The sequence below is a fragment of the Pseudomonas sp. MWU318 genome (assembly GCF_016756945.1).
Taxonomy (GTDB): Bacteria; Pseudomonadota; Gammaproteobacteria; order Pseudomonadales; family Pseudomonadaceae; genus Aquipseudomonas; species Aquipseudomonas putida_A.
This window is the reverse complement of record NZ_JAESJL010000001.1, coordinates 532,622-559,475: the sequence shown is the minus strand read 5'-3', so window position 1 is coordinate 559,475 and position 26,854 is coordinate 532,622. Positions and strand designations below refer to the sequence as shown.

At 59.9% G+C, this 26,854-nt stretch carries 28 protein-coding genes; 9 read left to right on the top strand and 19 right to left on the bottom strand.

The window, feature by feature from the left end:
• Positions 1-3: 3 nt before the first annotated feature.
• The 4 genes from modB to JN524_RS02320 all read right to left on the bottom strand — a co-directional run bounded on the left by modB (position 4) and on the right by JN524_RS02320 (position 5,249).
• Positions 4-684: a molybdate ABC transporter permease subunit gene (modB, locus tag JN524_RS02335; protein ID WP_003225407.1), complete on the bottom strand. Its 681-nt coding sequence runs from the start codon at positions 682-684 to the stop codon at positions 4-6.
• Complete coding sequence (modA, locus tag JN524_RS02330) at positions 685-1,452, bottom strand: molybdate ABC transporter substrate-binding protein (protein WP_202368328.1); 768 nt, start codon at positions 1,450-1,452, stop codon at positions 685-687.
• 168 nt (positions 1,453-1,620) lie between these two features.
• Positions 1,621-2,685, bottom strand: a complete 1,065-nt coding sequence (locus JN524_RS02325; protein ID WP_202368327.1) for an NAD(P)H-dependent flavin oxidoreductase — start codon at positions 2,683-2,685, stop codon at positions 1,621-1,623.
• 101 nt (positions 2,686-2,786) lie between these two features.
• Positions 2,787-5,249, bottom strand: a complete 2,463-nt coding sequence (locus JN524_RS02320) for an autotransporter (RefSeq protein ID WP_202368326.1) — start codon at positions 5,247-5,249, stop codon at positions 2,787-2,789.
• Between the two features lie 188 nt (positions 5,250-5,437).
• Here JN524_RS02320 and acuI point away from each other — a divergent pair, with 188 nt between their 5' ends.
• Positions 5,438-6,421 (top strand): acrylyl-CoA reductase (NADPH), encoded by a 984-nt coding sequence (gene acuI / locus JN524_RS02315; protein ID WP_202368325.1) that lies wholly within the window; start codon positions 5,438-5,440, stop codon positions 6,419-6,421.
• A gap of 61 nt (positions 6,422-6,482) precedes the next feature.
• Positions 6,483-6,941 carry a GyrI-like domain-containing protein gene (locus tag JN524_RS02310; RefSeq protein ID WP_202368324.1) on the top strand — a complete coding sequence of 153 codons (459 nt, stop codon included), beginning with the start codon at positions 6,483-6,485 and terminating at the stop codon, positions 6,939-6,941.
• Here JN524_RS02310 and ada read toward each other — a convergent pair.
• The 5 genes from ada to JN524_RS02285 all read right to left on the bottom strand — a co-directional run bounded on the left by ada (position 6,938) and on the right by JN524_RS02285 (position 10,072).
• On the bottom strand, positions 6,938-8,005 hold the full coding sequence (gene ada, locus JN524_RS02305; protein WP_202368323.1) for a bifunctional DNA-binding transcriptional regulator/O6-methylguanine-DNA methyltransferase Ada: 1,068 nt from the start codon (positions 8,003-8,005) through the stop codon (positions 6,938-6,940). The two genes, JN524_RS02310 and ada, sit on opposite strands and share 4 nt — an antisense overlap.
• An 86-nt stretch (positions 8,006-8,091) precedes the next feature.
• The gene (alkB, locus tag JN524_RS02300) at positions 8,092-8,757 is read right to left on the bottom strand and encodes a DNA oxidative demethylase AlkB (protein WP_202368570.1); all 666 of its coding nucleotides are present in this window, start codon (positions 8,755-8,757) and stop codon (positions 8,092-8,094) included.
• 5 nt (positions 8,758-8,762) lie between these two features.
• Positions 8,763-9,473, bottom strand: coding sequence for a 2OG-Fe(II) oxygenase (locus JN524_RS02295; protein WP_202368322.1), 711 nt, complete (start codon positions 9,471-9,473; stop codon positions 8,763-8,765).
• A gap of 95 nt (positions 9,474-9,568) precedes the next feature.
• Complete coding sequence (locus JN524_RS02290) at positions 9,569-9,739, bottom strand: hypothetical protein (protein WP_202368321.1); 171 nt, start codon at positions 9,737-9,739, stop codon at positions 9,569-9,571.
• Between the two features lie 30 nt (positions 9,740-9,769).
• Entirely contained in the window at positions 9,770-10,072 is a 303-nt protein-coding gene (locus tag JN524_RS02285; RefSeq protein ID WP_024164475.1) for a DUF1883 domain-containing protein, read from the bottom strand.
• 212 nt (positions 10,073-10,284) lie between these two features.
• On the opposite strand from JN524_RS02285, the gene JN524_RS02280 reads away from it, so the two are divergent.
• The gene (locus JN524_RS02280) at positions 10,285-10,641 is read left to right on the top strand and encodes a hypothetical protein (protein ID WP_027612690.1); all 357 of its coding nucleotides are present in this window, start codon (positions 10,285-10,287) and stop codon (positions 10,639-10,641) included.
• 72 nt (positions 10,642-10,713) lie between these two features.
• On the top strand, positions 10,714-10,944 hold the full coding sequence (locus JN524_RS02275) for a hypothetical protein (protein ID WP_003225391.1): 231 nt from the start codon (positions 10,714-10,716) through the stop codon (positions 10,942-10,944).
• A gap of 3 nt (positions 10,945-10,947) precedes the next feature.
• On the opposite strand, the gene JN524_RS02270 is transcribed toward JN524_RS02275, so the two are convergent.
• Both JN524_RS02270 and JN524_RS02265 read right to left on the bottom strand, forming a co-directional pair.
• Positions 10,948-11,235, bottom strand: a complete 288-nt coding sequence (locus JN524_RS02270) for a hypothetical protein (protein ID WP_007964655.1) — start codon at positions 11,233-11,235, stop codon at positions 10,948-10,950.
• 151 nt (positions 11,236-11,386) lie between these two features.
• Positions 11,387-11,572, bottom strand: a complete 186-nt coding sequence (locus JN524_RS02265; protein ID WP_007964653.1) for a hypothetical protein — start codon at positions 11,570-11,572, stop codon at positions 11,387-11,389.
• Between the two features lie 258 nt (positions 11,573-11,830).
• Between JN524_RS02265 and galU the strand changes: the two genes are divergently transcribed.
• Positions 11,831-12,670, top strand: coding sequence for a UTP--glucose-1-phosphate uridylyltransferase GalU (gene galU, locus JN524_RS02260; protein ID WP_007912230.1), 840 nt, complete (start codon positions 11,831-11,833; stop codon positions 12,668-12,670).
• A gap of 341 nt (positions 12,671-13,011) precedes the next feature.
• Here the strand turns inward: galU and JN524_RS02255 are convergent, their stop codons facing one another.
• Positions 13,012-14,760 carry a phosphoethanolamine transferase CptA gene (locus JN524_RS02255; protein WP_202368320.1) on the bottom strand — a complete coding sequence of 583 codons (1,749 nt, stop codon included), beginning with the start codon at positions 14,758-14,760 and terminating at the stop codon, positions 13,012-13,014.
• A 199-nt stretch (positions 14,761-14,959) separates the two neighbouring features.
• Positions 14,960-15,142, bottom strand: coding sequence for a DUF6026 family protein (locus JN524_RS02250; protein ID WP_202368319.1), 183 nt, complete (start codon positions 15,140-15,142; stop codon positions 14,960-14,962).
• 250 nt (positions 15,143-15,392) lie between these two features.
• Here JN524_RS02250 and gnd point away from each other — a divergent pair, with 250 nt between their 5' ends.
• The 3 genes from gnd to JN524_RS02235 are packed head-to-tail and all read left to right on the top strand — an operon-like array spanning position 15,393 to position 18,720.
• The gene (gene gnd, locus JN524_RS02245) at positions 15,393-16,397 is read left to right on the top strand and encodes a phosphogluconate dehydrogenase (NAD(+)-dependent, decarboxylating) (protein WP_337248647.1); all 1,005 of its coding nucleotides are present in this window, start codon (positions 15,393-15,395) and stop codon (positions 16,395-16,397) included.
• Positions 16,394-17,917: a glucose-6-phosphate dehydrogenase gene (zwf, locus tag JN524_RS02240; RefSeq protein ID WP_047598529.1), complete on the top strand. Its 1,524-nt coding sequence runs from the start codon at positions 16,394-16,396 to the stop codon at positions 17,915-17,917. Before gnd ends, zwf begins: the two co-directional genes overlap by 4 nt.
• A complete protein-coding gene (locus tag JN524_RS02235) occupies positions 17,914-18,720 on the top strand; it encodes an HAD family hydrolase (RefSeq protein ID WP_202368317.1) in 807 nt (268 codons plus the stop codon). Before zwf ends, JN524_RS02235 begins: the two co-directional genes overlap by 4 nt.
• Before the next feature lie 100 nt (positions 18,721-18,820).
• Here JN524_RS02235 and nhaB read toward each other — a convergent pair whose 3' ends face one another.
• The 3 genes from nhaB to JN524_RS02220 form a co-directional block, all read right to left on the bottom strand.
• Positions 18,821-20,323: a sodium/proton antiporter NhaB gene (nhaB, locus tag JN524_RS02230; protein WP_202368316.1), complete on the bottom strand. Its 1,503-nt coding sequence runs from the start codon at positions 20,321-20,323 to the stop codon at positions 18,821-18,823.
• Positions 20,324-20,390: 67 nt separating this feature from the next.
• Positions 20,391-21,680: a hypothetical protein gene (locus JN524_RS02225; RefSeq protein WP_202368315.1), complete on the bottom strand. Its 1,290-nt coding sequence runs from the start codon at positions 21,678-21,680 to the stop codon at positions 20,391-20,393.
• 280 nt (positions 21,681-21,960) lie between these two features.
• On the bottom strand, positions 21,961-22,227 hold the full coding sequence (locus JN524_RS02220) for a hypothetical protein (RefSeq protein WP_003225374.1): 267 nt from the start codon (positions 22,225-22,227) through the stop codon (positions 21,961-21,963).
• Between the two features lie 346 nt (positions 22,228-22,573).
• On the opposite strand from JN524_RS02220, the gene JN524_RS02215 reads away from it, so the two are divergent.
• The gene (locus JN524_RS02215) at positions 22,574-23,899 is read left to right on the top strand and encodes a sigma-54 dependent transcriptional regulator (RefSeq protein WP_134786491.1); all 1,326 of its coding nucleotides are present in this window, start codon (positions 22,574-22,576) and stop codon (positions 23,897-23,899) included.
• Positions 23,900-23,985: 86 nt separating this feature from the next.
• Here JN524_RS02215 and JN524_RS02210 read toward each other — a convergent pair whose 3' ends face one another.
• From JN524_RS02210 to JN524_RS02200, 3 genes are read right to left on the bottom strand one after another with little or no spacing between them, the layout of a single operon-like run.
• A complete protein-coding gene (locus tag JN524_RS02210; RefSeq protein WP_098964145.1) occupies positions 23,986-25,308 on the bottom strand; it encodes a hypothetical protein in 1,323 nt (440 codons plus the stop codon).
• Positions 25,309-25,353: 45 nt separating this feature from the next.
• A complete protein-coding gene (locus tag JN524_RS02205) occupies positions 25,354-26,100 on the bottom strand; it encodes a hypothetical protein (protein ID WP_123586475.1) in 747 nt (248 codons plus the stop codon).
• 44 nt (positions 26,101-26,144) lie between these two features.
• The gene (locus JN524_RS02200) at positions 26,145-26,825 is read right to left on the bottom strand and encodes a C39 family peptidase (protein WP_007964629.1); all 681 of its coding nucleotides are present in this window, start codon (positions 26,823-26,825) and stop codon (positions 26,145-26,147) included.
• Between the last annotated feature and the right edge of the window lie 29 nt (positions 26,826-26,854).

The window sequence follows — 26,854 nt, the reverse complement described above, 5'->3', positions numbered from 1 at the left end:
CGATCAGCTCCAGCCCGCGCGGGTCTTGCGGCTGGAGTAGAGCGCCAGCAACACCAGAAACGAAAACACCAGCATCGCCCCGGCCAGCCAATGGGCCTGGGCATATTCCATCGCCTCGACATGGTCGTAGATCTGCACCGAGACCACGCGGGTCTTGTCGGGAATGTTGCCGCCGATCATCAGCACCACGCCGAATTCACCAACGGTATGCGCGAAACCGAGGATCGCCGCCGTCACGAAACCGGGGCGGGCCAACGGCAGGATCACGCTGAAAAAAGTGTCCCAGGGATTGGCGCGCAAGGTCGCGGCCACTTCCAGTGGGCGGGTGCCGATGGCGGAGAACGCGTTCTGCAACGGTTGCACCACAAACGGCATGGAATAGATCACCGAACCGATCACCAGCCCGGTAAAACTGAAGGTCAGAGTGCCCAGACCCAGCCATTGCGTGAAGTGGCCGAGAAAGCCATTGGGCCCCATCGCCAGCAGCAGATAAAAGCCGATCACGGTCGGCGGCAGTACGAGGGGCAGGGCAACGATTGCGCCGATGGGGCCACGCAGCCAGGAACGGCTGCGCGACAACCACAGGGCAATCGGCGTGCCGACGACCAGCAGGATAGCGGTGGTCAGGGACGCCAGTTTCAGGGTCAGCCAGATCGCCGCGAAGTCGGCACTCGTCAGCGACATTTACAGCTGGTAACCGTAGGACTTGATGACCGCAGCGGCTTTCGGGCCTTTGAGGTATTCAACCAGCGCTTTGGCGGCGGCGCTGTCCTTGCCTTTGTTGAGAATCACCGCGTCCTGTTTGATCGGGTCGTGCATGTCGGCCGGAACGATCCACGCCGAACCGCTGGTGACCTTGCCGTCCTTGTAGATCTGCGACAGCGCGACGAAGCCCAGTTCGGCGTTGCCGGTGGACACGAACTGGTAGGCCTGAGTGATGTTCTGGCCTTCGACGATCTTCGCCTTGGTCGCCTCAGTCAGATTGAGTTTTTCCAGCACTTGAGTGGCGGCCAGACCGTATGGCGCGGCTTTCGGATTGGCGATGGACAGGTGCTGGTATTCATTTTTCTTCAGGACTTCACCTTTGGCGTCGACATAACCGTCTCTCGCCGACCACAGGGCCAGGGTGCCGATGGCGTAGGTGAAGCGCGACCCCTTGACGGTGTCGCCTTCTTTTTCCAGTTTTTCCGGCGTGGTGTCGTCCGCCGAGAGGAACACTTCGAACGGCGCGCCGTTTTTGATCTGGGTATAGAACTGGCCAGTGGCACCGTAGGCGGCGACCAGTTTGTGCCCGGTGTCTTTTTCGAAATCGGCAGCAATTGCCTGGATCGGCGCGGTGAAGTTAGCGGCAACCGCCACTTGCACTTCATCAGCCTGAGCGACACCGAAGGCGAATACCGAAAGCAGCGTTGCCAGGCAGGTTGGGGCAAGACGTGGGGCACGAATGGTCATGTAACAGCTCCGTTATGGGCGAGTGCAGAGGGCAGTTATTGTTGGAGGTGGACTGCACCGATGCGAAGGGTGAAACGCTATATAGCGAAATATATAGCGAAATGCCGCTAAACAGGAAGTGCTGTTGTATACAGGATAAGGCTGCACCGTGCCTTATCCTGTATCGGATCAGCGCCGGACCAGTTTTGCCAGCGCGCCTTGCGCCAGTTCCCGGGTCAGATCGGCGCTGCTCAGTTCCTTGCCCAGCGGGAACGCCTGACCGGCCCAGAGGTTACTGAACTGCGCTTCGCTTTTGGCACGCAGCGGCATCAGCGCTCCGCCCGCCAGCGGGAACGCCGGGGCTTTCGGTGACATCGGGCCGATTTCGCGCATCACCCGATTGAGAATGCCGCGAGCCGGGCGGCCAGTGAACAGGTTGGTAATCGCGGTTTCGCTTTCCTTGGCGCTGCGCAGCGCCTGGTGATGCGAGGCGCTGACTTTCGCTTCCGGCGTGAACAGGTACGCGGTGCCAACCTGCACCGCCGATGCACCCAGCATCAACGCCGCCGCCACCCCGCGCGCATCGGCAATGGCGCCGGCAGCGATCACCGGCACCTTCACCGCATCGACGATCTGCGGCACCAGCGCAAAGGTGCCGACCTGGCTGCTCAGTTCATCGCTGAGAAACATCCCGCGATGACCACCCGCTTCGTAACCCATGGCGATGATCGCGTCGCAACCGTTTTGCTCAAGCCACATCGCTTCATCGACAGTGGTGGCGGACGAGAGGATTTTCGCGCCAGTGGCCTTGACCCGATCCAGCAGGGATTTTTCCGGCAGACCAAAGTGAAAGCTCACCACCTCAGGACGAAACTCTTCGAGCACGGCGCACGCTGCCGCATCGAATGGCGCGCGGTTGGAAACCGGTGTCGGTGCGTCGAAATCGACGCCCAATTCGCGGTAGTAAGGCTCCAGCAGATTTTTCCAGTCTTGCGCGCGCTGTTCATCGGCGGCCGGTGGCTGGTGGCAGAAGAAATTGACGTTGAACGGTTTGCGGGTGTGCTCGCGAATGGTCTTCAGCTCTTCGCGCAACTGCTCGATGCTCAGCATTGCGGCAGGCATCGAACCCAGGCCGCCGGCGTTGCACACGGCGACTACCATGGACGAGTTCGTGGCACCGGCCATTGGGCCCTGGATGATCGGCAGTTCAATGCCAAGCAGGTCAAGAATGCGAGTGTCAGGCCATTGGCTCATGAAAGCGGTTCTCCGAACGATGAAGCGGGGCAGGGACGGCAGAGCCGGTTTTTTAACAGCAAAACCGGACTCGGGGCCAGTCTGAATTTTCAATGCAGCCATCAGCGGCGATGAAAACCGCCGCCCCCGCCGCCCCCCAATGAACGGTTCATGACTTGCGAGGAGTTGTGGAAGTTGTTGGTGCGCTGGTTGCCGAAGTTGCGCGCAGCAGACTCGCGATTGAGGTTCTGCAGTTGCGCATTGTTGTTGACCGGCGCCGTGCGGGCCGGGCTGCCCTTGACCATCGATTGCCAGCCGTTGTCGGTTTTCTTGTAGACGTTGCCGTCGCGCCCGGCATAGACGTTGTCGCCAACCCGTGCGGCGCCGCCGTTGCGGCCTTTCACGCCAGCATATTGTGTGGTCTTGTCGGTGTTGGGGTTGTATACCGCGCCACGATTGGCGGTGACCTGGGTGCCATTGCGAGCGTTGCCTGCGGTCACCCGTCCACCGGCGATGGCGCCACCGTTCGGCCCGACCACCTCACCGCTGCGCCCGGCCGCATAATTGCCGTTATAGACATTGTGTACGGCCCCGCGCTGGCCCGCCGCTGCAATGCCGGTGCGCGAGTTATAGGACGAGCCAACCTGACCGGCCCAGCGATTGCCGGTCCAGGCGTTGTATCCGGCGCCATAGCGACTCACCGTCGCGCGATCCCCCCACTGACGATAAATGTTGCCGGTGGTGCCTGCCCAGCCACCGGGCCCCCAGGCCACAGCACCGCCACGATAGCCATAAGCGGCGCCGCCCCAGGCCAGTGGCGCGGGGTACAGGCGCGGGCCCCAGGCGTAACCCCAGCCATAATTGCCCCACCATGGATAAGCGCCCCAGCCCCAACCCATCGCCACGGTGTTGCCGCCCCAGCTCCAGCCGAAGCCGAAACCGAAGGTCCAGCCTGTCCACGGCGTATAGCGCATGGCGACGCCGAAACCGTAGGTCACCGGTGGCCCATACCAGACGCTGCCGACCCACGGCGTGTAAGGATAACCGGTGCCGTAGACCACCACGCCGGTGGCCGGATCCAGATTCGACCCTTGATAACCCGGGGTATAGCCGACCACCACGGTGTCGCCACTGGACTCATAGACTTTGACGTAGGTGAGGTAATGCATCGGCGAACTCGGCGGGATCGAATAGATTACCGCCGGTACCGAACTGGCCACGGCCCATGGCCCGTTCACCGAGGTGGCGCTGAACCAGATACCGTTTTCCACCGCATACCAACTGTCGTTATCGACCCGGATGATCGGTGTCGCGCTGTTGACCACGTACTGCAGCGATGTGCTGCTGATTGCCTTCAACTGCGGTTCGCCATCGAACTGCGGCGCGGTCATTTTTACAGCGCTCTTCTTGATCGCCGAGGTTTGCGGGATGGTCGCCGCGATCGCGGCTTCCTTGGCCTGTGGCGTGCCGGCGACCGAGGCCTTGACGTTCTCTTTCGGGCTGTCGTCCGGGATGTTGGCGAAATCTGCCGGCAGTTTGTCCGCCGGGGTAAATGTCCATGGGCCGTGCATGTCGGCAGCGCGAAACCAGCGCCCGGAAATCAGCACGTAACTGTTCTGGTCGCCGATTTCCTTGAAAATGTGCCCGGTGGTGTTGCTCACGTAAAGCAGGCTGGTGCCCTGAATTGGCAGCCACTGCGCTGCGCCGTCGGTGACGATCAGCTCGGTGGGCGTGGTGGCGATGAAAATTTTCGGCTGCGGCGGTCTGGCCAGATTTGGCACCTTGTCTTTCGGATCACTCTGCCCGGTCAGCAAATCGACCTGACGGTTCTGGATCGCCGCCTGTTTGGCCTTCTCCAGATCGGCCGGCGGCGTGGTCAGACGGGTGTATGCGCCGCTGAGGCTGTCAGCGACCATCCAGCCATCGAACACATGCAGGTAGTGCTTGCCCTCGGCGTCCTTGAGCAATAGCGGGCGAGTGTTGATCACCCGCTGCAGCGCGGTGCCGTCGACCGCCCGGTACACGGCGTCGCCATCGATGTAGACGAGCAGTGCGGGAACGTCGGAACTGATGATCGTCGGCGGGGTGTTTTCCAGCGGCGCGCTGTCGGCTTTCTGCTCGGCCGACAGTACGCCGACGGCGGCTTCAAGTTGATCGAGGGAGATGGTTTTCTTGCGACTTTCGGCATCTTTCTGCAGCGCGCCGAGCCAGACGTCGGCCTGACTGGCGTCGGCAGGGAAGTCGGCCTTGATGATCTTGTACTGATCCAGTGCGACCCAGCGCGTGGCCTTGTCGACCAGCGTGTGCGCGCTGAACTGGACGATGCCGAAGGTGGGTTTGCCGTCGGCGCCGGTGGCTTCGACGGCAGCCCGGGCATTGAGGGTGTAGCCATCCCAGCTGTCGAGTTGCGGCTGGTAAACGGTCAGTTTGGCCTTGCCGCTGGTGATCACTTGCGGCCACGTCGGCGCGCTCGGGGCAGCGTCGGCAGCAGCAGGTTTGCTGGCGGTAGCCGGGGCAGCCCAAGTGTTGCCAACCGTCAGCAGGCACAGCATCAGTATCGCAAGCAACGAGCGCGGGTAAGACATTGTCAGCTCCATCGACAGGGCCGCTTTCAGCAGGATGGCAGCGAAAGCACGACCGTCGAAAAAGCATAGCCGCCCGCTTCACAATTACCGGGCGGATTCGCGAATTGGCGCAAAGTCGGGTGGGGCAATGTGTTGCTTTGTGTTATTTCAGGGTACGAGGATTTGAATCCATTGATTGAGAGGCAGCCATGTTCAACGGCATTTTGATCGACAAAGACGACAGCGGTTACCGCGCCAGCCTGCAGCAGATCAGCGAAGCGCAGTTGCCTGAAGGCGACGTGACGGTGAAGGTTGCGTACAGCACGCTGAACTTCAAGGACGGTCTGGCGATTACTGGCAGCAGCCCTGTGGTGCGCAAGTTCCCGATGGTGCCGGGGATCGATCTGGCGGGTACGGTCGAGGTCAGTTCGCATCCCGATTACCAGGTCGGTGATCAGGTGCTGCTCAACGGCTGGGGCGTGGGCGAGAGTCACTGGGGCGGGCTGGCGCAAAAGGCGCGGCTCAATGGCGACTGGCTGATTCCGTTGCCCAAAGGCTTTACCGCGGCGCAAGCCATGGCCATTGGTACCGCCGGCTACACGGCGATGCTGTGCATTCTGGCGCTGGAGCGTAACGGCGTGTCCCCGGATCAGGGCGAAGTGCTGGTGACTGGCGCCAATGGCGGGGTGGGCAGTTTCGCCATCGCCTTGCTCAGCAAACTCGGTTATCGCGTGGTGGCGTCCACCGGCCGGGTGTCCGAGCATGAGTACCTGAAGCAACTGGGTGCCAGCGAGATCATCGATCGCGCAACTTTGTCTGAGCCGGGCAAGCCCTTGGCTAAGGAACGCTGGGCCGCAGTGATCGATTCGGTCGGCAGTCACACCTTGGCCAACGCCTGTGCCAGCACCCGCGCCGAAGGCACGGTGGCGGCCTGCGGTCTGGCCCAGGGCATGGATTTTCCGGCGTCGGTGGCGCCGTTCATTCTGCGCGGTGTGACCCTGGCCGGAATCAACAGCGTGACCCAGCCCAAGGCACGGCGGATCGAGGCCTGGGCGCGCCTGGCCAAGGATCTGGACTTCGCCCTGTTGCCTTTGATCAGCCATGAAATCGCCCTCAGCGAAGCCATCGACGCGGCGCCGAAGTTGCTAGCCGGACAGCTTCGCGGCAGGGTTGTGGTCGACGTCAATCGCTGACAGAGTAGGCGTCATTGCGGCCCTGTGTGGCCGCACTTCTATACAGGGAGCCGCAATTTCGATGGATTTGAAACGACAGCAAATCGACGCCTTCACCGTTGCTGGGCTGCAGGTTCGCACCACCAACGCCGCAGAGCACCAACCCGAAACCGCGAAAATCGGCCCGATGTGGGGCCGGTTTTTCGGCGAGGAGTTGGCCGAATCCATTCCCGGCAAGTCAGCCCATTCGCCGATTTATGGCGTGTATTCGGCTTACGAGTCGGATGCTTCGGGTGCGTTTGACGTTACCGCTGGCGTTGCCGTGAATGCTTCAGTCAAAGGCTTCGAGTCCGTGCGGATCGAAGCGGGCGAGTATCTGGTGTTCGAAGCACAAGGGCAATTGCCTGATGCGGTCATCACGACCTGGGGGCGGATCTGGGAGTTCTTTGAGCAGAATCCACAGATTCAGCGCCGTTACGCCACGGACTACGAGGCCTATACCGGCCCCGAGTCAGTGGCGGTCTATATCGGCGTCCGCTAAGGCTGCGTTTCGCGCTCCAGCAATTGACGTTTACGCTCTACGCCCCAGCGATACCCCGACAGATTGCCATCGCTACGCACCACGCGATGGCAGGGGATTGCCACGGCCAGGCGGTTGGCGCCGCAGGCCTGCGCCACGGCGCGCATGGAGGTTGGCGCGCCAATGCGCTGGGCGATTTCGGCGTAACTGGCGGTGCGACCCACCGGGATTTCCCGCAGCGCCTGCCACACCCGTTCCTGAAACGCTGTGCCGCGCACATCCAGTGGCAAGTCGAGGCCCAGCGCTGGCGCTTCGATGAAACCCACCACCTTTGCAATCAACTGCTCGAAGCCGGCATCGGCGCCAATCAGGTTGGCCTGACGGAACTGATCCTGCAGATCGCACACCAGTTGATGCGGATCGTCGCCCAACAGAATCGCGCACACGCCGCGCTCACTCTGCGCCACCAGAATTGCCCCGAGGGAACATTGGCCAACCGCAAAATGAATGTCGTTGTTGCGACCGGCAGCGCGGTAGTCACCGGGTTTCATGCCCAGTACCTTGTCGGCTGCCTCATAAAAGCGGCTGTTGGAATTGAATCCCGCGTCGTACAGCGCATCGGTCACCGTGCCGCCATCCGCGAGCCGTTCACGCACCCGGCGCGAACGATGCGCCGCCGCGTAACCCTTGGGCGTCAGGCCGGTAGCAGCCTTGAACACCCGATGAAAATGGAACGGGCTGAGGCCGGCGGTTTCGGCGAGTTCATTGAGTGCGGGCACTGTTTCACTCGACTCGATCTGCCGACAGGCCATCGCCACGGTCGCGGCGTGCTGGCTGGCGACTTCAGTCTGATCCTTGCTGGTGCGCTTGCTTGGGCGGTAACCCGCCGCCTCGGCAGCTTGAGCACTTTCGAAGAACTCGACGTTCTGCGGCTTGGGCAAACGTGAAAGGCTGCTGGGGCGGCAATAGATGCCGGTGGTTTTCACCGCATAGACAAACTGCCCGTCGGCCTGTGGGTCCCGTGCAACGACGGCGGCCCAGCGTGGATCGGTTTCAACGTTGATGATAGGCGAAAGCTTTTTCATGGCGAGTAGTCCGTTGACCTGTTTGATTCAGGTTAACCAGCAGCAATGTTGGTAACACTCCGGGCCTTGCGGTCAAACTTTTCAGATCACCCGGCGACACGCAAGGTCAGGTTGATCCGGCGTTCGCCCAACTGCGGATGCCGCCCGGGTTTGATCGGCAGCACGCCGTGAAAGCGCAAGCGATCAACCCCGCCCCAGACCACCATGTCGCCATGCAGCAGAGGAATGCGCTGGCTTTTGTCGCTACGGGCAAAACCACCGAACAGGAACATCGCCGGCAACCCCAATGACAGCGAAACGATCGGCGCCGCGTAGGCATTTTCGTCTTTGTCCTGATGCAAAGACATTTTCGCGCCGGGTACATATTGGTTGATCAGGCAGGAGTCTGGATGAAAGTCGGCAAATCCAGCGCGCTGTGCTGCTTTGCGCGCCAGTTCTGACAACACTTCTGGCATCGCCGGCCAGGGCTGGCCACTCAGCGGGTCGACGGTGCTGTAGCGATAACCGCTACGGTCGGTGATCCAGCCCAGGGTTCCGCAACTGCTGGTGCCCACCGACATGCTGAAACCGCCCGGGGTCATCATGTGGCGCAACGGTGCTGCGGCGAGAATGGCTTCCAGCGCGGGCAACAGTTGATCGATCACCGGCAGAGCGAAGCCGCGCAACACCCACGATTGTTCGCCGATCTGCTCGGCGCGGGGTTGTTGCTCGGGTTCGTGGTCGGCGAACAGGTCGAAGGTGGTCGGGTGCATGGCGTTCATGATGCGTCGTGGAAGATGATGCCCAGAGTATGCCGATTTCCGCTGTGCAGGCGACTGACGCCGTGACGCATGGTCACTCGATAATCGCCGCGTGTGCCGCTGACCGGGCGTTGGTTGACCGCGAATATAACCGCGTCACCCTTGTGCAGATCCACGACGTGCGGGCGCGACTGCATGCGTGGACGCTGCTCGGTCAGGACGAACTCGCCACCGGTAAAATCCTCTCCGGGCTGCGACAGAAGAATCGCCACTTGCAGTGGGAAAACCAGTTCTCCGTACAGATCCTGATGCAGGCAGTTGTAGTCCTGCGGGCCGTATTGCAGCAGCAAGGGTGTCGGCCGCAGTTGGCCGGCAGCCTGACAGCGCTGCACAAACTCGGAATGGGTTGCGGGAAAGCGTACAGGCAGATTCATGCGTTCGTACCAGCGGTTGGCCAGCGGCACCAGGCGCGGGTAAAACGCAGTGCGCAGACGTTCGATGGCTGTCGGCAGGGGATAGCTGAAGTACTTGTATTCCCCGCGACCGAAACCGTGGCGGGCCATGATGACCTGCGAACGAAACGGTTCGGTCTGCGAATACAGGGCGCTCAAGCGCTCACAGGTTTGCGCCGACAGCAACGAGCGGACGATGGCATAGCCATATTGATCCAGATGCTGTTGGAGGCTTGCCCAATCGAGCGCATCCAGCCGAGACGGGGACATTGACATGCTGACTCCTGAACCCTTTGGTCGAGGCTGTCAGTCTGGGCAAATACCGGCGGCAGAACACTCCGCCGCTTGCGGTCGAATCCCGTAATGTGGTGTTACAGGGCTTTGCTCACGGCGATGTCGCTGATCTCGTCTTCAGTCTGGCCATGGATGGCGTCCAGTGCGGCCTTGGCCTCTTCGACGGTGCCGTTTTCCAGTTGCGCGAACTCGAAACGGCGCTCACCGTTGAGCTTGTATTTGATGACGTATTTGGTCGTTTGGGCCACGGTCGTGCTTACCTTTGTGTCAGGGGCGACTCAGCTCAGTTTGGAGCTGGAGCGGCGGATGATCTTGATCGAGTGGGTCAGGGTCGGCTTGCGCGTGACGCTGATGGCGCGACGGTTGACGGTGTCGATGGTGATGTTCCAGAAACCGGTGCTCGGCGCGGTGATGCGCGCAGGAAACGTGTCGAAAGCGCCGCCGTGGTAGGTGTGGCGGCCGCCGTTCTTGAAAGCGCGGAAGTTGGCGTCGTTCATCAAGCGGATGTTGCAGGTTTGCGAGCATTGGATGACGACGATGTCGTCTTCGTTGAGGTGCTCGCGCTGGTGAATGAATTTCATGGGCGCCTCCAGAAGGGCTTTTTCTACTAAATCAAAACGATAGCATGTGCGATTGGCGCAGTTTATCAGCCCGAACGGGTTATTATCCCGCCGTCGAGCGCTGCTTTGACAATTAAAAACAGTTATTCGCGATTCCATGCGGGTTTAATGGAGTAAGCCTCGGAGAAAAATGGCATTACTGCTGTCCGAGGGTCTTTATGGGAGGTATTTGTATGAAGTGGGGTGTGGTGTGTCTGCCGTTGATGTTGGTCGTGGGTGGTTGCGCGAGTGTTTCCGAAATCAACGAAACCTTGCCCACCATGAGCGTGATTTCCGGCAAGAAACCCCATGAGTATGCTCAGTGCCTGGCCGACAAGCTTGCCAACAGCCGAGGCGCGCTGCAGATGCAGCCGCACAAGGATGGCGTGCGAGTGATTGTTCCCGGGAAATTTTCCACCGGCGCGGCTGCGGTGTTTGATATCGAAGACCGTTCCGGCGGCAGCAGCATCAAGCTGCATGAGCGGATGTCCAATGTGCCGGTTCGTCCCCGTGACGTGCAAAACGCCGCCAATGCCTGTATTTCCGGCTGATAGAATAGCGTCCATCAGCACCGATGCCGTCACAGTCTTGCTGTGGCGGCATTTTCATTTCTGGAGTCGCGCATGAAGCGAGAGCAAGTACGGGAACGGCATGCAGAGGGCCTTATCTCTGCCACGCATGTGATTCAAAATCCGGCGAACCCGGGCGAGTGGATCGTGTTTTTCAAGAAGAGTGCCGGTCGCAGCTATTTTCTGGTGGACGATAACGACGAAGTCGAATCCTTTGCCCGGCTCGACGACCTGATCGAGATCGTGCGCGGGCTCGGGATCAAGTTCGCCGAGATCCACATGTAGGGTCTATTTGCAGACCACCACCACACTGCGGTTCTTGTAGTTGCCGACATCGACTCCCAGGGTCTTGTCGCTTTCCTTGGGCGCCGGTGTGCCGTCGGTACCGACGATGCGATAGCCGGTGCCGGCGCAGGAGGCGTCAGCCTTTTCGTAGCAGGTGGCCCAGGAGTTGGCTTCCCCGGAGCAGTCGATGCTCAAGCCCTGTTCGCCGTTGTTCAGGTAGGTGGTTTCCGAGGTGGCACAGCCACCGAGGGCCAATACCGCGATCAGCGGCAGCATTCTGTTCATGTTCATAAGTGTGTCGTCTTCAGCGAGGGAGGGGCTAAACGCTCTGACAGCGCCAGCATGAAAAGGTTATAGCGATTGGCCACTTGTTTTCATCATGCTGCGAGCGGCCACAAAAAAGCCCTGCACAAGGGCAGGGCTCGGCGCGTGTCGCAACAGATCAGTCCTGATCTTTGCCACGGCGTTTGGACGACGCAGGGGTGTCGGTGAATACCGACGCTACATCAGTCGCCAGCTGCTCGCTGTCGAAAGGACCGGCGATGTGTTCGCCATTGGTCGTGGTCAGGTTCCACTTGCCGTCTTTCTTGTCGATCACATACCCGTTGATGATTTTTACCGCGGCCATCTATCTGTCTCGTTCGCTGGTTCAAAGGCGCCATGATACCGACAAATCCTCACATTGGGGGATGATGAGCGTATGGTGATGCAGCGCATTTGCGTGTTTGAGCTACTCTGTTTTCGCGGGTCGAAGTCGCCAACGGAACTATCGGCGAGAATATTTCTCTATGTTGGCATCGGTTAGCCAGTGCGGGGCATTGTAAGGTGCACGCCGCCTGATTAGACTGCGCCGAAACTCGTACACACAGCCCTTTCAAGGACTTATATGATCAAGAAATGCTTGTTCCCAGCAGCCGGTTACGGTACTCGCTTCCTGCCAGCGACTAAAGCCATGCCCAAAGAAATGCTGCCGGTGGTAAACAAGCCACTGATCCAGTACGGCGTTGAAGAAGCTCTGGACGCTGGCCTGACTGAAATCTCGATCGTGACCGGTCGTGGCAAGCGCGCTCTGGAAGACCACTTCGACATCAGCTATGAGCTGGAAAACCAGATCAAAGGCACCGACAAGGAGAAATACCTGGTCGGCATCCGCAAGCTGCTCGACGAGTGCTCGTTCTCCTACACCCGCCAGACCGAAATGAAAGGTCTGGGCCACGCGATCCTCACAGGTCGCCCGCTGATCGGTGACGAACCGTTCGCCGTGGTACTGGCGGACGACCTGTGCGTCAACCTCGAAGGCGACGGCGTACTGACCCAGATGGTCAAGCTGTACAAGCAGTTCCGCTGCTCGATCATCGCCATTCAGGAAGTCGATCCGCAGGAAACCAGCAAGTACGGCGTGATCGCCGGCGAGATGATCCGCGACGACATCTACCGCGTACACAGCATGGTCGAGAAGCCAAAGCCGGAAGACGCGCCGTCGAACCTGGCGATCATCGGTCGTTACATCCTGACTCCGGACATCTTCGACTTGATCGAACAGACCGAGCCAGGCAAGGGCGGTGAAATCCAGATCACCGATGCCCTGATGAAGCAGGCCCAGAACGGCTGCGTCATGGCCTACAAGTTCAAGGGCAAGCGTTTTGACTGCGGTGGCGCTGAAGGCTACATCGAAGCCACCAACTTCTGCTTCGAGAACTTCTACAAGACCGGCAAGGCTTACTGATAGCGCCGGACCTGCATCGCGAAGGGTGTGAAAGTACCCAAGTGAACGCACCCACAAACGCCCCGACTTGTTCGGGGCGTTTGTTTTTGTGCTGGAACAATCCTTGATCCTGGTGGTGCAATTTACTGGCGCCCTCTGAGCGCGCTGGCTGCTCTTTCAGGGAGGAGGGTACGTGCGAGCATGCTGGCTGCTCCGATTTCCCTCAGGCGGTACAGTAGAGCCCCATAAAGCGGGCTACCTGACCGCCAAAAACGAAAAAAGCTCCGTATCTTGCGATACGGAGCTTTTTCTTTATGCGTTACACCGGTTGCGATCTCTCGAAACCGATGCCTTCCGAGCGGTTACTGCTGCACGACATTCGCTGCGGCAGGGTCGACCTTTTTCGGCTTCATCAGGCTGAAGTCGATCAAGGCGCGCTGCTCGCGTTCGTACGGGTTGCCGATCATCAGCGGACGCGGTTTGAAGCTGTCGCTGACCAGACTCTTGCTGCGATCCAGCTCATCGAAACTCAAACCGGCCATGTCCGCCCAGGTGTGGATCAGGTGCGAGCTGCTGTACGGCCGGCCGAGGTCGGCGGCGAAGTTCCAGTCGTGGTTCTCGCGCCATTTCGGCGACGCCCAGGCCATGAACGGAATGGTGTACATCGGCGCGGTCGGTTTGTTCTCGTTACGGCCGAGGGTGTTGTGGCCGGCGGAGTCGAACACGTCTTCACCGTGGTCGGAGAGGTACAGCAAGAAACCGTTCGGATCGGACTTGGCGTAGTCCTTGATCAGGCTCGACACCACGAAATCGTTGTACAGCACGGCGTTGTCGTAGCTGTTGTAGGTCGGTACCTGATCGTCACGTACGCCGGCCGGCACGCCGGTACGGTCCTGGAACTTGTCGAAGGTCGGCGGATAGCGGTACTGGTAGCTCATGTGAGTACCGAGCAAGTGCACGACGATCAGCTTGCGCTGCGCCGGGTCAGTCAGCGCCTTGTTGAACGGCTCGATCACGTCACCGTCGTACTGCGCGGCGTTCTGGTTGCGGTTGTTGTTCAGGTACACCTGCTCGTCGGCCTGCTCGGAGAAGGTCGTGAGCATGGTGTTGCGCTTGGTCATGGTCTGTTGGTTGGTGATCCAGAAGGTCTTGTAACCGGCCTGTTTCATCATGCTGACCAGCGACGGCGTGGACAGGTACAGATCAGGGTTTTCTTCGTCGGCGAAGGTCAGCACCTGCTGCAGCGCTTCAATGGTGTAAGGGCGCGGGGTGATGACGTTGTCGAACACCGCGAGCTGATCCTTGAGCTTGTCCAGTTCCGGGGTGGTGTTGCGTCCATAGCCGTACAGGCTCATGCGCTGACGGTTGGTCGACTCGCCGATCACCAGCACCAGGGTCGATGGTTTATCGGCATCGGCAACTTTCAGGTTATGCAGCGGCGGCACCTTGCTGGTGCTGTGCAGCATGTCTTGCATGCCGGCCAGAGTGTCGAGGTAACGGTGGTAAGCCACCGCCATCTGCCAAGGCACGGCTGGCTCGATGCGGTCTTCGAATTTCTCGAAACCGCCGGCGAAACTGCCGGTACGCTGGGTCTGCTTGATCAGTGGGTAGCCGACCACGGCGAAGACGATCGCGATCGCGGCCACGAACGCGCGGCCTCGGGGCATGTACACCGGGCGCAGGCGGGTCCACAGGAAGTAGGCGAAAGCGGTATGGGCGAGGAACGCCGGGATCATCCACCAGGCGAAGTACTGCGTCATGTATTCGCCGGCTTCAGAGATGTTCGACTCGAACATGATGAAGATGACGCTTTGCGAGAATTCCTGCTGATAGATGAAGAAATAACCCAGGCTGGCCATTGAGCAGGCCCACAGGACGATACCGATCAGCGCGGCCAGCAGTTTGGTGCGTTTGGGAAACGCCAGCATCGGGGCGAGCCACAGCGCGCTCATCACGAAGGCCTGACGGAAACCGCTGAAACCGGAGGTGCCGGTCAGCTGGATCAACAGTTGGGTGATGCCCGAGAAATACCAGAAGAAAGCGAACAGCCAGAGAACCCCGGCCCAGTCGAAACCTGTCGCAGTCGTTTTGCTGCGTTTGAACAATGCCATTCAGCACTCCAGCTCATCGTCACTAACCACCGTCGGAGCGCTACATCAAACCGACGAACGGAAGCCGCGCGCAAACGCACGGCCAGAATGGGCCGGAGTATCACCAAGGCAGTGTGAAAACTTCGTTAGTTGCCGATCAGGGGCAGGGGAGCATCATGTCGGGAACGACAGGCGCCGTTCCCGAAGCTGGCGGGGCAGGTCAGGCGTGCGGATGGCGCTGGACCACCGGCAGAGGTTTGGGCTGAGCGCTCTGGGTCAGCGAGCGCAGCTGCGCCAGCTCCTGCTTCAACTGGTCGCGCTCGTCTTTCAACTGACGCAATTCATCGCGACGGATCGTGACGTACAGGGTTTGTGGCGGCATTGCTGTGTGTACTGTGCCCATTGCTCACCTCGCAAATGGCGTGTCTCAACTGCAAATCGTCCCCGCGTCGGGGCTACTGACTTGCTATCGGCGCCAATTTTGATTTCTTTTGCCCGTGAATGGAACTTTTTTATTTTTCATGGTCGGTGTGTCTTCGGCAGGATTCGGGGCGTTATCAGTCTGGATCGGGCACAATGCCCGGAAACTTCATCGCAACGCTCTGGACTAACCTCCATCAGTCGCGTTGGGCTATAACCAATGACACACATTTATTTGTAGTAAGGAGCATCAGCACATGCAACTCGGGATTATTGGACTGGGCCGCATGGGCGGCAATATTGCGCGACGTCTGATGCTCAACGGTCACACCACCGTTGTTTACGACCGCAATACCGCCTTTGTCGACACCCTGGCCGCCGAGGGCGCCACGGGCGTTGCCGACCTTCCAGCCCTGGTGGCAGGCCTGGCCAAGCCGCGTGCGGTATGGGTCATGTTGCCGGCCGGCGCGCCGACCGAAGACACCATCAACACTCTGAGCGACTTGCTGGAAGCCGGTGACACCATCATCGACGGCGGCAACACCAACTATAAGGATGACATTCGCCGGGCGAAAACCCTGGCCGAGAAGGGCCTGCACTACATCGACGTCGGTACCTCCGGCGGCGTCTGGGGCCTGGAGCGCGGCTACTGCATGATGATCGGCGGCGACGCCGAGACCGTGAACCGTCTGGACCCACTGTTCGCAGCGCTGGCGCCGGGCATGGGCAACATTCCGCGCACCAGGGATCGCAAGTCCGAGGATCACCGCGCCGAGCACGGCTACATCCACGCCGGTCCTGCCGGTGCCGGGCACTTCGTGAAGATGATTCACAACGGCATCGAATACGGCATGATGGCCGCCTTCGCAGAAGGCTTCGACATCCTCAAGACCAAGTCCAGCGAGCGTCTGCCGGAAGATCAGCGTTTCGACCTGAACGTGGCCGACATCGCCGAAGTCTGGCGTCGTGGCAGCGTGGTCTCGTCCTGGCTGCTCGACCTGACCGCCGACGCACTGGCCAGCGATCCGAAACTCGACGGTTTCTCCGGTTCGGTGGCTGACAGCGGCGAAGGTCAATGGACCATCGAAGCGGCCATGGAGCAGGCGGTGCCGGTTCCGGTGCTGTCCAACTCGCTGTTCTCGCGCTACCGCTCGCGCGGTCAGGGCACGTTTGGCGACAAGATTCTCTCGGCCCAGCGCTTCGGCTTCGGCGGCCACGTGGAGACACCGAAGAAATGACCCATACGATCCGCAGAAAATCCAAGGCAGAACCCGCACCACCGACCACGCTGTTTTTGTTCGGTGCCCACGGCGACCTGGTCAAGCGCTTGCTGATGCCGGCGCTGTACAACCTCAGTCGCGACGGCTTGCTTGACGAGAATCTGCGGATCGTCGGCGTTGACCACAACGCCATTACCGATGAGGCCTTCGCGCAAAAACTCGAAGACTTCATCCGCACCGAAGTGGCGGCGAAAGTCGGCAAGGGCGATCAGATGCTTGATCCGGCCTTGTGGGCCAAGCTCGCCAAAGGTATCAGCTACGTCCAGGGCGACTTCCTGGACGACAGCACTTATTCCGCGCTGGCGGCAAAAATTGCCGACAGCGGCACTGGCAATGCGGTGTTCTACCTGGCCACCGCGCCACGCTTTTTCAGTGAAGTGGTACGCCGTCTCGGCGCGGCCAAACTGCTGGAGGAGACCCCGGAAGCGTTCAGAAGGGTGGTGATCGAGAAGCCGTTCGGCTCCGATCTGCAAACCGCCGAAGCGTTGAACGCCTGCCTGCTCAAGGTCATGTCCGAGAAACAGATCTATCGGATCGACCATTACCTGGGCAAGGAAACCGTGCAGAACATTCTGGTCAGCCGGTTCTCCAACAGCCTGTTCGAGGCGTTCTGGAACAATCATTACATCGACCACGTGCAAATCACCGCCGCTGAAACCGTCGGCGTCGAAACCCGTGGCAGTTTTTACGAGCACACCGGTGCGCTGCGTGACATGGTGCCCAATCACCTGTTCCAGCTGCTGGCAATGGTCGCCATGGAACCGCCGGCCGCGTTCGGCGCTGATGCGGTGCGTGGCGAGAAGGCCAAAGTGGTCGGCGCGATCCGCCCATGGAGCGTTGAAGAAGCGCGTGCCAACTCGGTACGCGGTCAGTACCGCGCTGGCGAGGTCGATGGCAAAGCGTTGAATGGCTATCGCCAGGAAGCCAACGTGGCGCCTGACAGCAACACCGAAACCTACGTCGCGCTGAAAGTCATGATCGACAACTGGCGTTGGGTCGGCGTGCCGTTCTACCTGCGCACCGGCAAGCGCATGAGCGTGCGCGACACCGAAATCGTCATCTGCTTCAAACCGGCGCCGTACGCACAATTCCGCGACACCGAAGTCGACGAGTTGCAGCCGACCTATCTGCGTATTCAGATCCAGCCCAACGAAGGCATGTGGTTCGACCTGCTGGCCAAACGGCCGGGGCCGGCGTTGAACATGGCCAACATCGAGCTGGGTTTTGCCTACAAGGACTTCTTCGAAATGCAGCCGTCCACCGGCTACGAAACGCTGATCTACGACTGCCTGACCGGCGACCAGACACTGTTCCAGCGCGCCGACAACATCGAGAACGGCTGGCGTGCGGTGCAACCGTTCCTTGATGCCTGGCAACAGGATGCGAGTGTGCAGACTTACGCTGCCGGGGAAGACGGCCCGCAAGCCGCCAATGATCTGCTGACTCGCGACGGTCGCGTCTGGCATGGTCTGGGATGAGTGACTCGATCCGTTTTTTATTGAGTGACATGGATGGCACGCTGTTGCTGCCCGATCACAGCCTGAGCCAGCGCACCATTGACGCCGTTCGTTCGCTGCGCGAGGCCGGCGTGTTGTTCAGCCTGGCCACCGGGCGCCCACCCAAAGCCATGTTGCAGCAGATCGAAGCCTTGGGCGTCGATCTGCCGACCGCCGCTTTCAATGGCGGCACCATCGTCAATCCGGATGGCAGCCTGTTGGTGGCGCATTACCTGCCGGTGCCGACCGCGCTGATTGCCCTGGCGTTGTTTGCTGACCAGCCGGATGTGGAGATCTGGGTGTTCAGCGGTGGCGACTGGTTGCTCAAGGATCCGCACGGGCCGATGGTGCCGCGCGAGCAGCACGGCCTCGGTTATCCGCCGGTGGTGGTGGAAAGTTTCGAGCCGTACCTGGAGCGCATCGACAAGATCGTCGCCACCAGTAACAACACCGATCTGCTGATCGAGCTTGAGGCGCGCCTGTTGGCCAAGGTCAGCGGCATGGCTCAGGTCTCGCGTTCGCAACCGGTGTATCTGGACGTGACAGCGCTGGAGGCCAACAAGGGTACCGCACTGGCGACGATTGCCGCCCATCTGGGCATACCGCTGGAACAGACGGCAGCGATTGGCGACGGCGGCAATGACCCGGCGATGTTCCATTGCGCGGGATTGTCGATTGCCATGGGGCAGGCGGACGAGGCGGTCAAGCGCCAGGCTGATGTCGTTACAGCCCCCAACACCGAAGACGGCGTGGCGCAGGCGATCGAAAAATACATCCTCCAGTAACACCTGTAGGAGCTGCCGCAGGCTGCGATCTTTTGATCTTGTTTTTTTGCAGCAAGATCAACAGATCGCAGCCTTCGGCAGCTCCTGCATGAGGTTGTTGTCAGAGCCAGTAACTCACCGCATACCAGCCCAGCAACCCCATCACCACGGTGTACGGCAGCGCCATCCACACCATCCGCCCGTACGACAGGCGCACCAGCGGCGCAATCGCCGAAGTCAGCAGGAACAGGAACGCCGCCTGACCATTGGGCGTCGCCACGCTTGGCAGGTTGGTGCCGGTGTTGATCGCGATCGCCAGGGTCTCGAAATGCTCGCGGCTCATGTGCCCGGACAGGAAGGCCTGTTTCACTTCGGTGATGTAGATCGTGGCGACGAAGACGTTATCGCTGATCGCCGAGAGCAGGCCGTTGGCAATGAACAGCATGCCCGGCTGTTGCTCCGCCGGCAGCGCCAGCACCCACTGGATCAGTGGGGCGAACAGTTGTTGATCGTGAATCACCGCGACCACGGCGAAGAACACCACCAGCAATGCAGTGAACGGCATGGCGTCCTTGAACGCGCTGCCCAGACGATGCTCGTCGGTGATGCCGGTGAACGCAGTGATCAACACGATCACCATCAAACCGATCAGCCCGACCTCCGCGACGTGAAACGCCAGACAACCAATCAGGATCAACGCAGCAGTGCCTTGCACCAGCAGGGCGGCACGCTGACGCGGGGTGCGTTCGGCGTTATCTTCGGCGGCGTAATTGGCCAGCACGGCGCGGACGTTGTCCGGCAGCAGGGTGCCGTAGCCAAACCAGCGCAGTTTTTCCAGCAGCACGCAGGTCACCAGACCCGCCACCAGTACCGGTAACGAAACCGGCGCGACTTTCTGGAAAAACTCCGCGAAATGCCAACCCATCTCATGGCCGATCAGCAGGTTCTGCGGCTCGCCCACCAGGGTGCAGACTCCACCGAGTGCAGTACCGACCGCGCCGTGCATCAGCAAGCTGCGCAGGAATGCGCGGAATTGCTCCAGGTCTTCGTGGTGCAGCGCGGGCAGATGGCGGTCGTCGCTGAACTCGCTGTCCTGACGCGGATCATTGCCCGAGGCCACACGGTGATAGACCGAATAGAAGCCGACCGCCGCGCTGATGATCACCGCGGTGACGGTCAGGGCATCGAGAAATGCCGAGAGGAAGGCCGAGAGGAAGCAGAACATCAGCGCCAACAGCGCCTTGGAGCGCACGCCCAGCAGCAACCGTGAGAACAGAAACAGCAGCAGATCCTTCATGAAGTAGATGCCCGCGACCATGAACATCAGCAGCAGGATCACCGGGAAGTTGTGCACCAGTTCATCGTACAGTGCCTGTGGTGAGGTCATCTTCAGCAGCAGGGCTTCGATCAGCAACAATCCACCGGGCATCAATGGATAGCACTTGAGGGCCATGGCCAGGGTGAAAATGAATTCGATCACCAGCAGCCAGCCGGCGGCGACCGGGCCGACAGTGAACAGCACCACGGCGTTGAGGATCAGGAACCCGACGATGCACGCCTTGTACCAGCGGGGCGAATGCCCGAGGAAGTTATGCGCGAACGCCTGGGCCAGTGAACCGGACATCGGTTGCTCCTTGTATTAAGAAGCGCGCAAGTTGCCGCAAGTGCCTGGCAAGTTCAAGTCTGGAGAGTTATTGATTCAGATAGCGCGCGACCATGGCGCGGTAGTTGCCGTCGAGTGAATAGCCGCCAACCAGGATTTGTCCGTCCGCCTGCACGGCGAGCGAGTTGGCGGTGTCCAGGCTGTGTCCCAAACGCGTGCGGAGCCAGCCGTGCCCGTTGCCGAACCGCGCATCGAGTCGCCCGTCGGGCAGATAACGCGCGACGATGAAGTCCGCTTCGATCCCGCCAATCGTTGCACCCACCGCGATGATGCGTCCATCTGTCATGCGCTGGGCCGCGCTCCATTGGCAGCCACTGGGGCCGATTTCCAGCAGATGCGGATGACCGGCGTTGTTGCGCAACTCCGGTCGGCCGTTGTTGTGCAGGCTCAATGCCAGACAGCGGATCGGATCGCGACTGCTGCCAAAGCAGTGCAGATGCTCCTGCGATTCGATGACCTGACTGACCATGGCACTTTGGCCGTGGGCCTTGAAGGCGAGGAAGCCATCCACCGCGAAACGGTCATCCAGACGCCCGTCAGGCAGATAGCGCGCGACCAGCCCCTCTTGGGGGAAGTCGATTGAACCGGCGACCAGTATCCGCCCGTCCGTCTGCAATAAAAGGCTGCTGAGCCAGGTGTTGAGCAGCAGATGGCGGATCATCACGAAGCCGCGGCCATTGAAGCTTTTATCGGGCTCGCCGTTTGGCATCAGGCGGATCAGCATGCCGGCATGGTCGGCCAGTTCGAAGTGGTGGTTGGCGATCAGCAGAATGTGCCCGTCGTCTTGCACGGCGATGTCGCAGGCTTCGGCGCCAGGCACACCGGGCGGCAGCCAGGTATCGCGGGAGCCAATGGACAGGTCGCCGGGCAGGCGCACCACTTTGCGCCCATTTTCACCAAAGCCGGGGTCGGGGATTCCGTCAGCGCTGAACAGCGCTAGGGCGGGCAGGGTGCGGTGGGCGGTTTGATAATGCAGACCGGCCAGCAGGATTCGTCCATCGGGCAACACCTGAACCTTGCCAGCGGTGGCTTCGAAGCCGGGTTCGAACTCGCCGATGACGCTGCCTTGCTGGCCGAAAGCGAGGTCGGCCGAACCGTCAGCGAGTATTCGCGCCAGACCAAATCGGCTGCCTTGGGCAGTACCGATCTTGGCCGCGACCAGCACGCGTCCCTCTCGATCCAGCGCAACCCCCTGGGTCATGCTGGAAACACTGCCAGCGAAATAGACCTGAGCAACGCCAGTCTTGGCGAATTGTCTGTCCAGTTGTCCGCAGCGATTGAGTAGTGCCGGTCGCGCAAAGGCGTTCTCGGAGGACATGCATGCTTCTCCTTGCAAGTTGACCAGGCCCGAATCGGGCGGGTAACTGCATGAGCGGAACATTCAATCCCTGAATAGACGCGAGTTCAACTGACAGAACTAACAGGTGGAGGGTCGCACTGTGCCATAACAGTGTCTTTTTGAACCAAATGAAAGCATGCCAAGCAGTGGCGCCTGATGCTGTAAAGGAAGTTGTACAGAAGTACTGGAGATAAACTGCTGCAGATAACTAACAGAGCAGTGGGCGGATGACTTGGTAGTCATCCGCCCGATGCTCTGATCAATGTGGCATCGACCACGATTGCAGCAGGTAACCTTCTTTGCTCAATTCGGCGCGGGCCTGTTGCAACAGCAGTTCCAGTTGCGCCGGGTCGGAGTAGGCGCTGCTCGGAATCTGCTGGCGACCGATGTGCGAGTTGGTACGATCAATGACGGTCAGGTTCAGTTCGCCATTGCCGTCTTGTGGGGCCCAGGCCACGCACTGAAAGGGTTTGAACGCGTGGTTGGCAATCAAAAGAGCTTCGTTGATACGGAGCGGGGCGGTCATTGGGGTCTTCTCTCTGTCGTGCCCAATCAAGTGATGTGCCGTCGGTTGGGCTTACCGTTCGGCTGGTTACTTGTACTGATGCACGCAACCCCGTGGCAGGTCACACACGAAACAGAGAAATTTCAACTTAATTGCTCAGGCTCAACATTCCGAACGTTTTTGAAAGCCTGGTGAAAGATAGCAACTCGATAGCTGACTAATAAACTTGCTTCTTATAACTCGTTAGCTTGTACATCTATAAGCAATCGATACAAGGCCCTGTCAATTTCTTGCTAATGTTACAGTCGGGTCTGCCAAATGACTGTTTTTACAATAATTTCCTTAAATTTGGCGCCAAGGAACAGTCATGATCGAAGCGCCTGCGTTACGACGTTTATTGGTGGTCGACCCGTGCGACGACTGTCACCGGTTATTACCTGGTTTGCGCTCGGTGGGCTGGGATGTCGACAGTTGTACCCTGGAAAATGCCGCCGATCGGACATGCGATGTCGGGCTGCTGCGACTGCAACCTTTTCACCTTGAACGTCCCGAAGCGGTCAAGGAACTGATCAGCCGCAGCGGCACCGAGTGGATCGCGGTGTTGAACCAGGAAGTCCTGCGGTTGCAGAACGTCGGTGACTTCGTTTGCGAATGGTTTTTCGATTTCCATACCTTGCCGTTCGATGTCTCACGGGTCCAGGTGACCCTGGGCCGCGCGTTCGGCATGGCGCGTTTGCGCGGGCAAGGCACGATTCATGTCGACCAGCCTGAACACGAGTTACTCGGCGACAGCAAGCCGATCCGTGAGCTGCGCAAGTTATTGAGCAAACTGGCGCCGACCGAATCCCCGGTACTGATCCGCGGTGAAAGCGGAACCGGTAAAGAACTGGTGGCGCGCACGCTGCACCGCCAGTCCCAGCGCCACAGCAAGCCGTTTGTGGCGATCAATTGCGGGGCGATTCCCGAACACTTGATTCAATCCGAACTGTTCGGCCACGAAAAAGGCGCCTTTACTGGGGCGCATCAGCGCAAGGTCGGGCGCATCGAGGCCGCGAATGGTGGCACGCTGTTTCTCGATGAAATCGGCGATCTGCCGCTGGAATTGCAGGCCAATCTGCTGCGTTTTCTGCAGGAGAAACACATCGAGCGCGTCGGTGGCAGTCAGCCGATTCCGGTTGATGTGCGCGTGCTAGCGGCCACCCACGTCGACCTCGAGGCGGCGATCGAGAAAAAGCGTTTTCGCGAAGACCTGTATTACCGCCTCAATGTGCTGCAAGTGGTGACCGCGCCATTGCGCGAGCGCCACGGTGATCTGTCGATGCTGGCCAACCATTTCTCGCATTTTTACAGCCACGAAACCGGCCGCCGCCCGCGCAGCTTCAGTGAGGATGCGTTGATCGCCATGGGCAAGCACGACTGGCCGGGCAACGTTCGGGAGCTGGCCAACCGCGTGCGACGGGGTCTGGTTCTGGCGGAAGGCCGACAGATCGAAGCCCGGGACCTGGGATTGCTCAGTCAGCACACGATTTCGACGCCGATGGGTACGCTGGAAGACTACAAGACGCGCGCCGAACGCCAGGCGCTGTGCGATGTGTTGAACCGCCACAGCGACAACCTTAGTGTGGCGGCGAAGGTGCTGGGAGTGTCGCGGCCGACGTTTTATCGTCTGCTGCATAAGCATCAGATTCGCTAGAGACCAAAGCTCAAAAGATCGCAGCCTGCGGCAGCTCCTACAGGGATTGACTCTGTAGGAGCTGCCGCAGGCTGCGATCTTTTTCTTTAGAAGTAGTACGGGAATTTCAGGCTGAAGGAAAAGTCGGGGGCATCCGGGGTCATGCCGATCGACAGGTTGGGCACGATAGTCAGGTTGTCCGTGGCGGCAATGGTCATGCCGACGTTGAAGTAGCCTGCGTTGGCGTCACTGGACACCACCGATTGCCAATCCCCGCCATCGGGTTTGAGTTTGCTCCTGCGTTGCACCAGATCAGACATCGAAAACGACATGCTCATCTTTTCGTTCAGAGCAAACGCAATACCGGCGCCGATCTGGAAGCTGTCGCCGATGCTGACCTTGCCCGGGGTTTTCTGGTTGACGGTCGAACTGATGTCGTCGAACGACTCTTCCAGGTTGTGGGTGTAGGACAAGCTGCCGAACAGCACTGCCGGGTCGAAGGTCTTGACCAGCGAAACCCCGGGTGTGATCGACCAGACACCGTTACCGGTTGGCAGCGTGTCAGGTACGAACAGGTTGGAGTTGGCGTCCGTCTGACGCAGCTTGATCCCGAACGGGTCTTTGCCGGTAGGTGCCTTGACCCGCAGGGTGACCACGGCGTCCGGCGTGTTGACCGACTCGTCGAGGAACTTGTAGGCAATACCGAAGTTGACGTCGCCGATGGTTGGATCACGCGAAACATCCTGTTCCGTCGTGACGTTGGACGCACCACCGTTGCCGCCACCGGACTGGTAGGTCGATTCGCGGTAAACCACCGGCACGTTCACGTCGAACTGCCAACGGTTGTCGAAGTTGTAGCGCCCGGTCAGATCCAGCGTCCAGGTGTCGGCCTTGATCCGGTCGAGGTTGATGTTGCCCAGAAAGATCGAGTCCAGCGCGAGGAAGCCGTTGAGGATCAGCTGTCGGGTGTCGTAACGCGAATAGGTCACGCCGGTTTCAAAGCTGAATTTACCGCCGCCGAAGAAGCCGCTGGCCTCGTCGTAGAGGTTGGACACACTCTGGGCCGGTTGCGAATCGTCGGCCAGTGACTGGCCGTAAGAAGCGCCGCTGCCCCCGGCGGCGCCCCCCGACGCTGCTGCCGCGCCAACTCCGGGAGCCCCGGTACCGGTCGCGACTTTTGGATTGCCTTTCATGTCAGACGGCGACTTGGCCAGCCGTTTGGGTTGCGGGGCTGCCGGTTGATCTTCGACCTGACGGACCCGTTGTTCGAGCACCGCCAGGGCCTTTTGTTGTACTTCGTATCGTTGCTTCAGCTCCAGAAGTTCCTGTTTCAGGGTCTCCACATCTGCGTCGGGTGCTGCTTGCAGCATCGCCGCGGGTAGAAGAGTACTCAGACATACAGCGGCACGCAGTGATACTGATCGATACATGAATAAGCCGTCCCTTTAAGCCCAATGATCGAGACTCAGCGTAGTTCAATATCCGATATTGCGTAGTGCCCTGAGTTGAGTCAGGTTGCAGTCCAGTGCGCCGGGGCTGATGCCGTTATTGTTAAGCACAACATTGAGTTGGGTCATGTTGTTGACCACGTTGGCGCTGCCCAGCAGGCGGGTGTTCTGCAGCAGGCCACCCTGAGCGACCTGTTGCAGGGCGGTGCCCTGATTTCCCGAGGCCTGAATGGCCATTTGCACGCCACTGTTGCTGGCCGAAACGGCGACACTGCCGGCGGCATTGCTGGCGCCGATGGTCTGCCCGGCCATCAGCGCCTGGCCTTGTGCGGGTGCCAGTGGCGGAGGTGTATTGGCTTCTTTTACGTTGATTGCCACGTTGTTGCTGGCGGTGTTGCCGTCGCCGGCGGCGCGTACGCTTTGGGTCACGCCCTGGCTGCTGTTGAGTGCCGCGCCACCAATGACATTGCCAGTGCCCGGAGTCGGGGTGCTGCCGTTGCCCTGTTCCTTGATGGTCGAGACATAGAATTCCGGTTTGATCGTGGCGGCCTGGATTTGCATCGACGTCGCAGCGCCGATCAGATCACCACTGGCGTTGCGCCAGGTACTGCTCATGACAATGCCGAAGCTGATGATCCGCCCCGGCATGACATAACGACCGCGAAGCTGGGACAGCTCCTGATCCTGAACTTCGATGGGTTTGAATCCTGCATTGGCATAGCCTGACGCGCTCGCTGCCAGGCAGGCGGCGGCCAGCCAGTATGAGGTTTTCATCTGCTGCTCCCGGGACATCCAGCCCCATTCTTTATAATCGGCGATTAAAAGAAGTCGCTCTGTATGAACCCGAAGTCCATCAATTCGGCATCTCTGACAGGGTTGAAGTTATCCAGCTTGTTCTTCGCGGTCAGCGGGGTCGGCGGCATGCGCAATGCATTGGTTTTGTCATAACCGGGGCCGACGATGGCGAAGACGATGCCGTTCCAACCTTTGACAAAGTCATCATGGGCGTAGCGTTTATGGCCTAAGACCGGATCTCCGATATAAACCCAATCCTTGTCCGAACGCTGCAGCACCACGAAATGCTTGTAGCCGCGAATTTCCATCAGTACCACCACCGGGATTGTTACGTCGTCGAGTTTTTCCGGTGGAATCTTGTAGCCCCTGGCGCGCATGCCGATGCTTTCTATGTAGCGTTTCATGTCCAGCATGGAGAAACCTTGGGTACGAACAAGGTCCTGGTCAGCGTTGACCAGCATGCCTTTGATGATGTGCTCTTCATCGACGTCGAGCCAATAAGCCTGGCGCAGTACCGTGGCCAGTGCGGCGGCGCCGCAGCTGAAATCGGTTTTTTGTTCGACGATGTCGGCAAACTTGCGTTCACGAATGCTTTGCACGTTCTTGTAGACGAGTACGCCGCCGGGCAGGGCAGCGACGGGCATCTGGGCAGCCTGGGTCAGGCCGGACAGGCAAAGCAGGGCGATAAAGGCAGTCTTACGCATGATCGATACGCCTTTGCGGACTGAGGAAA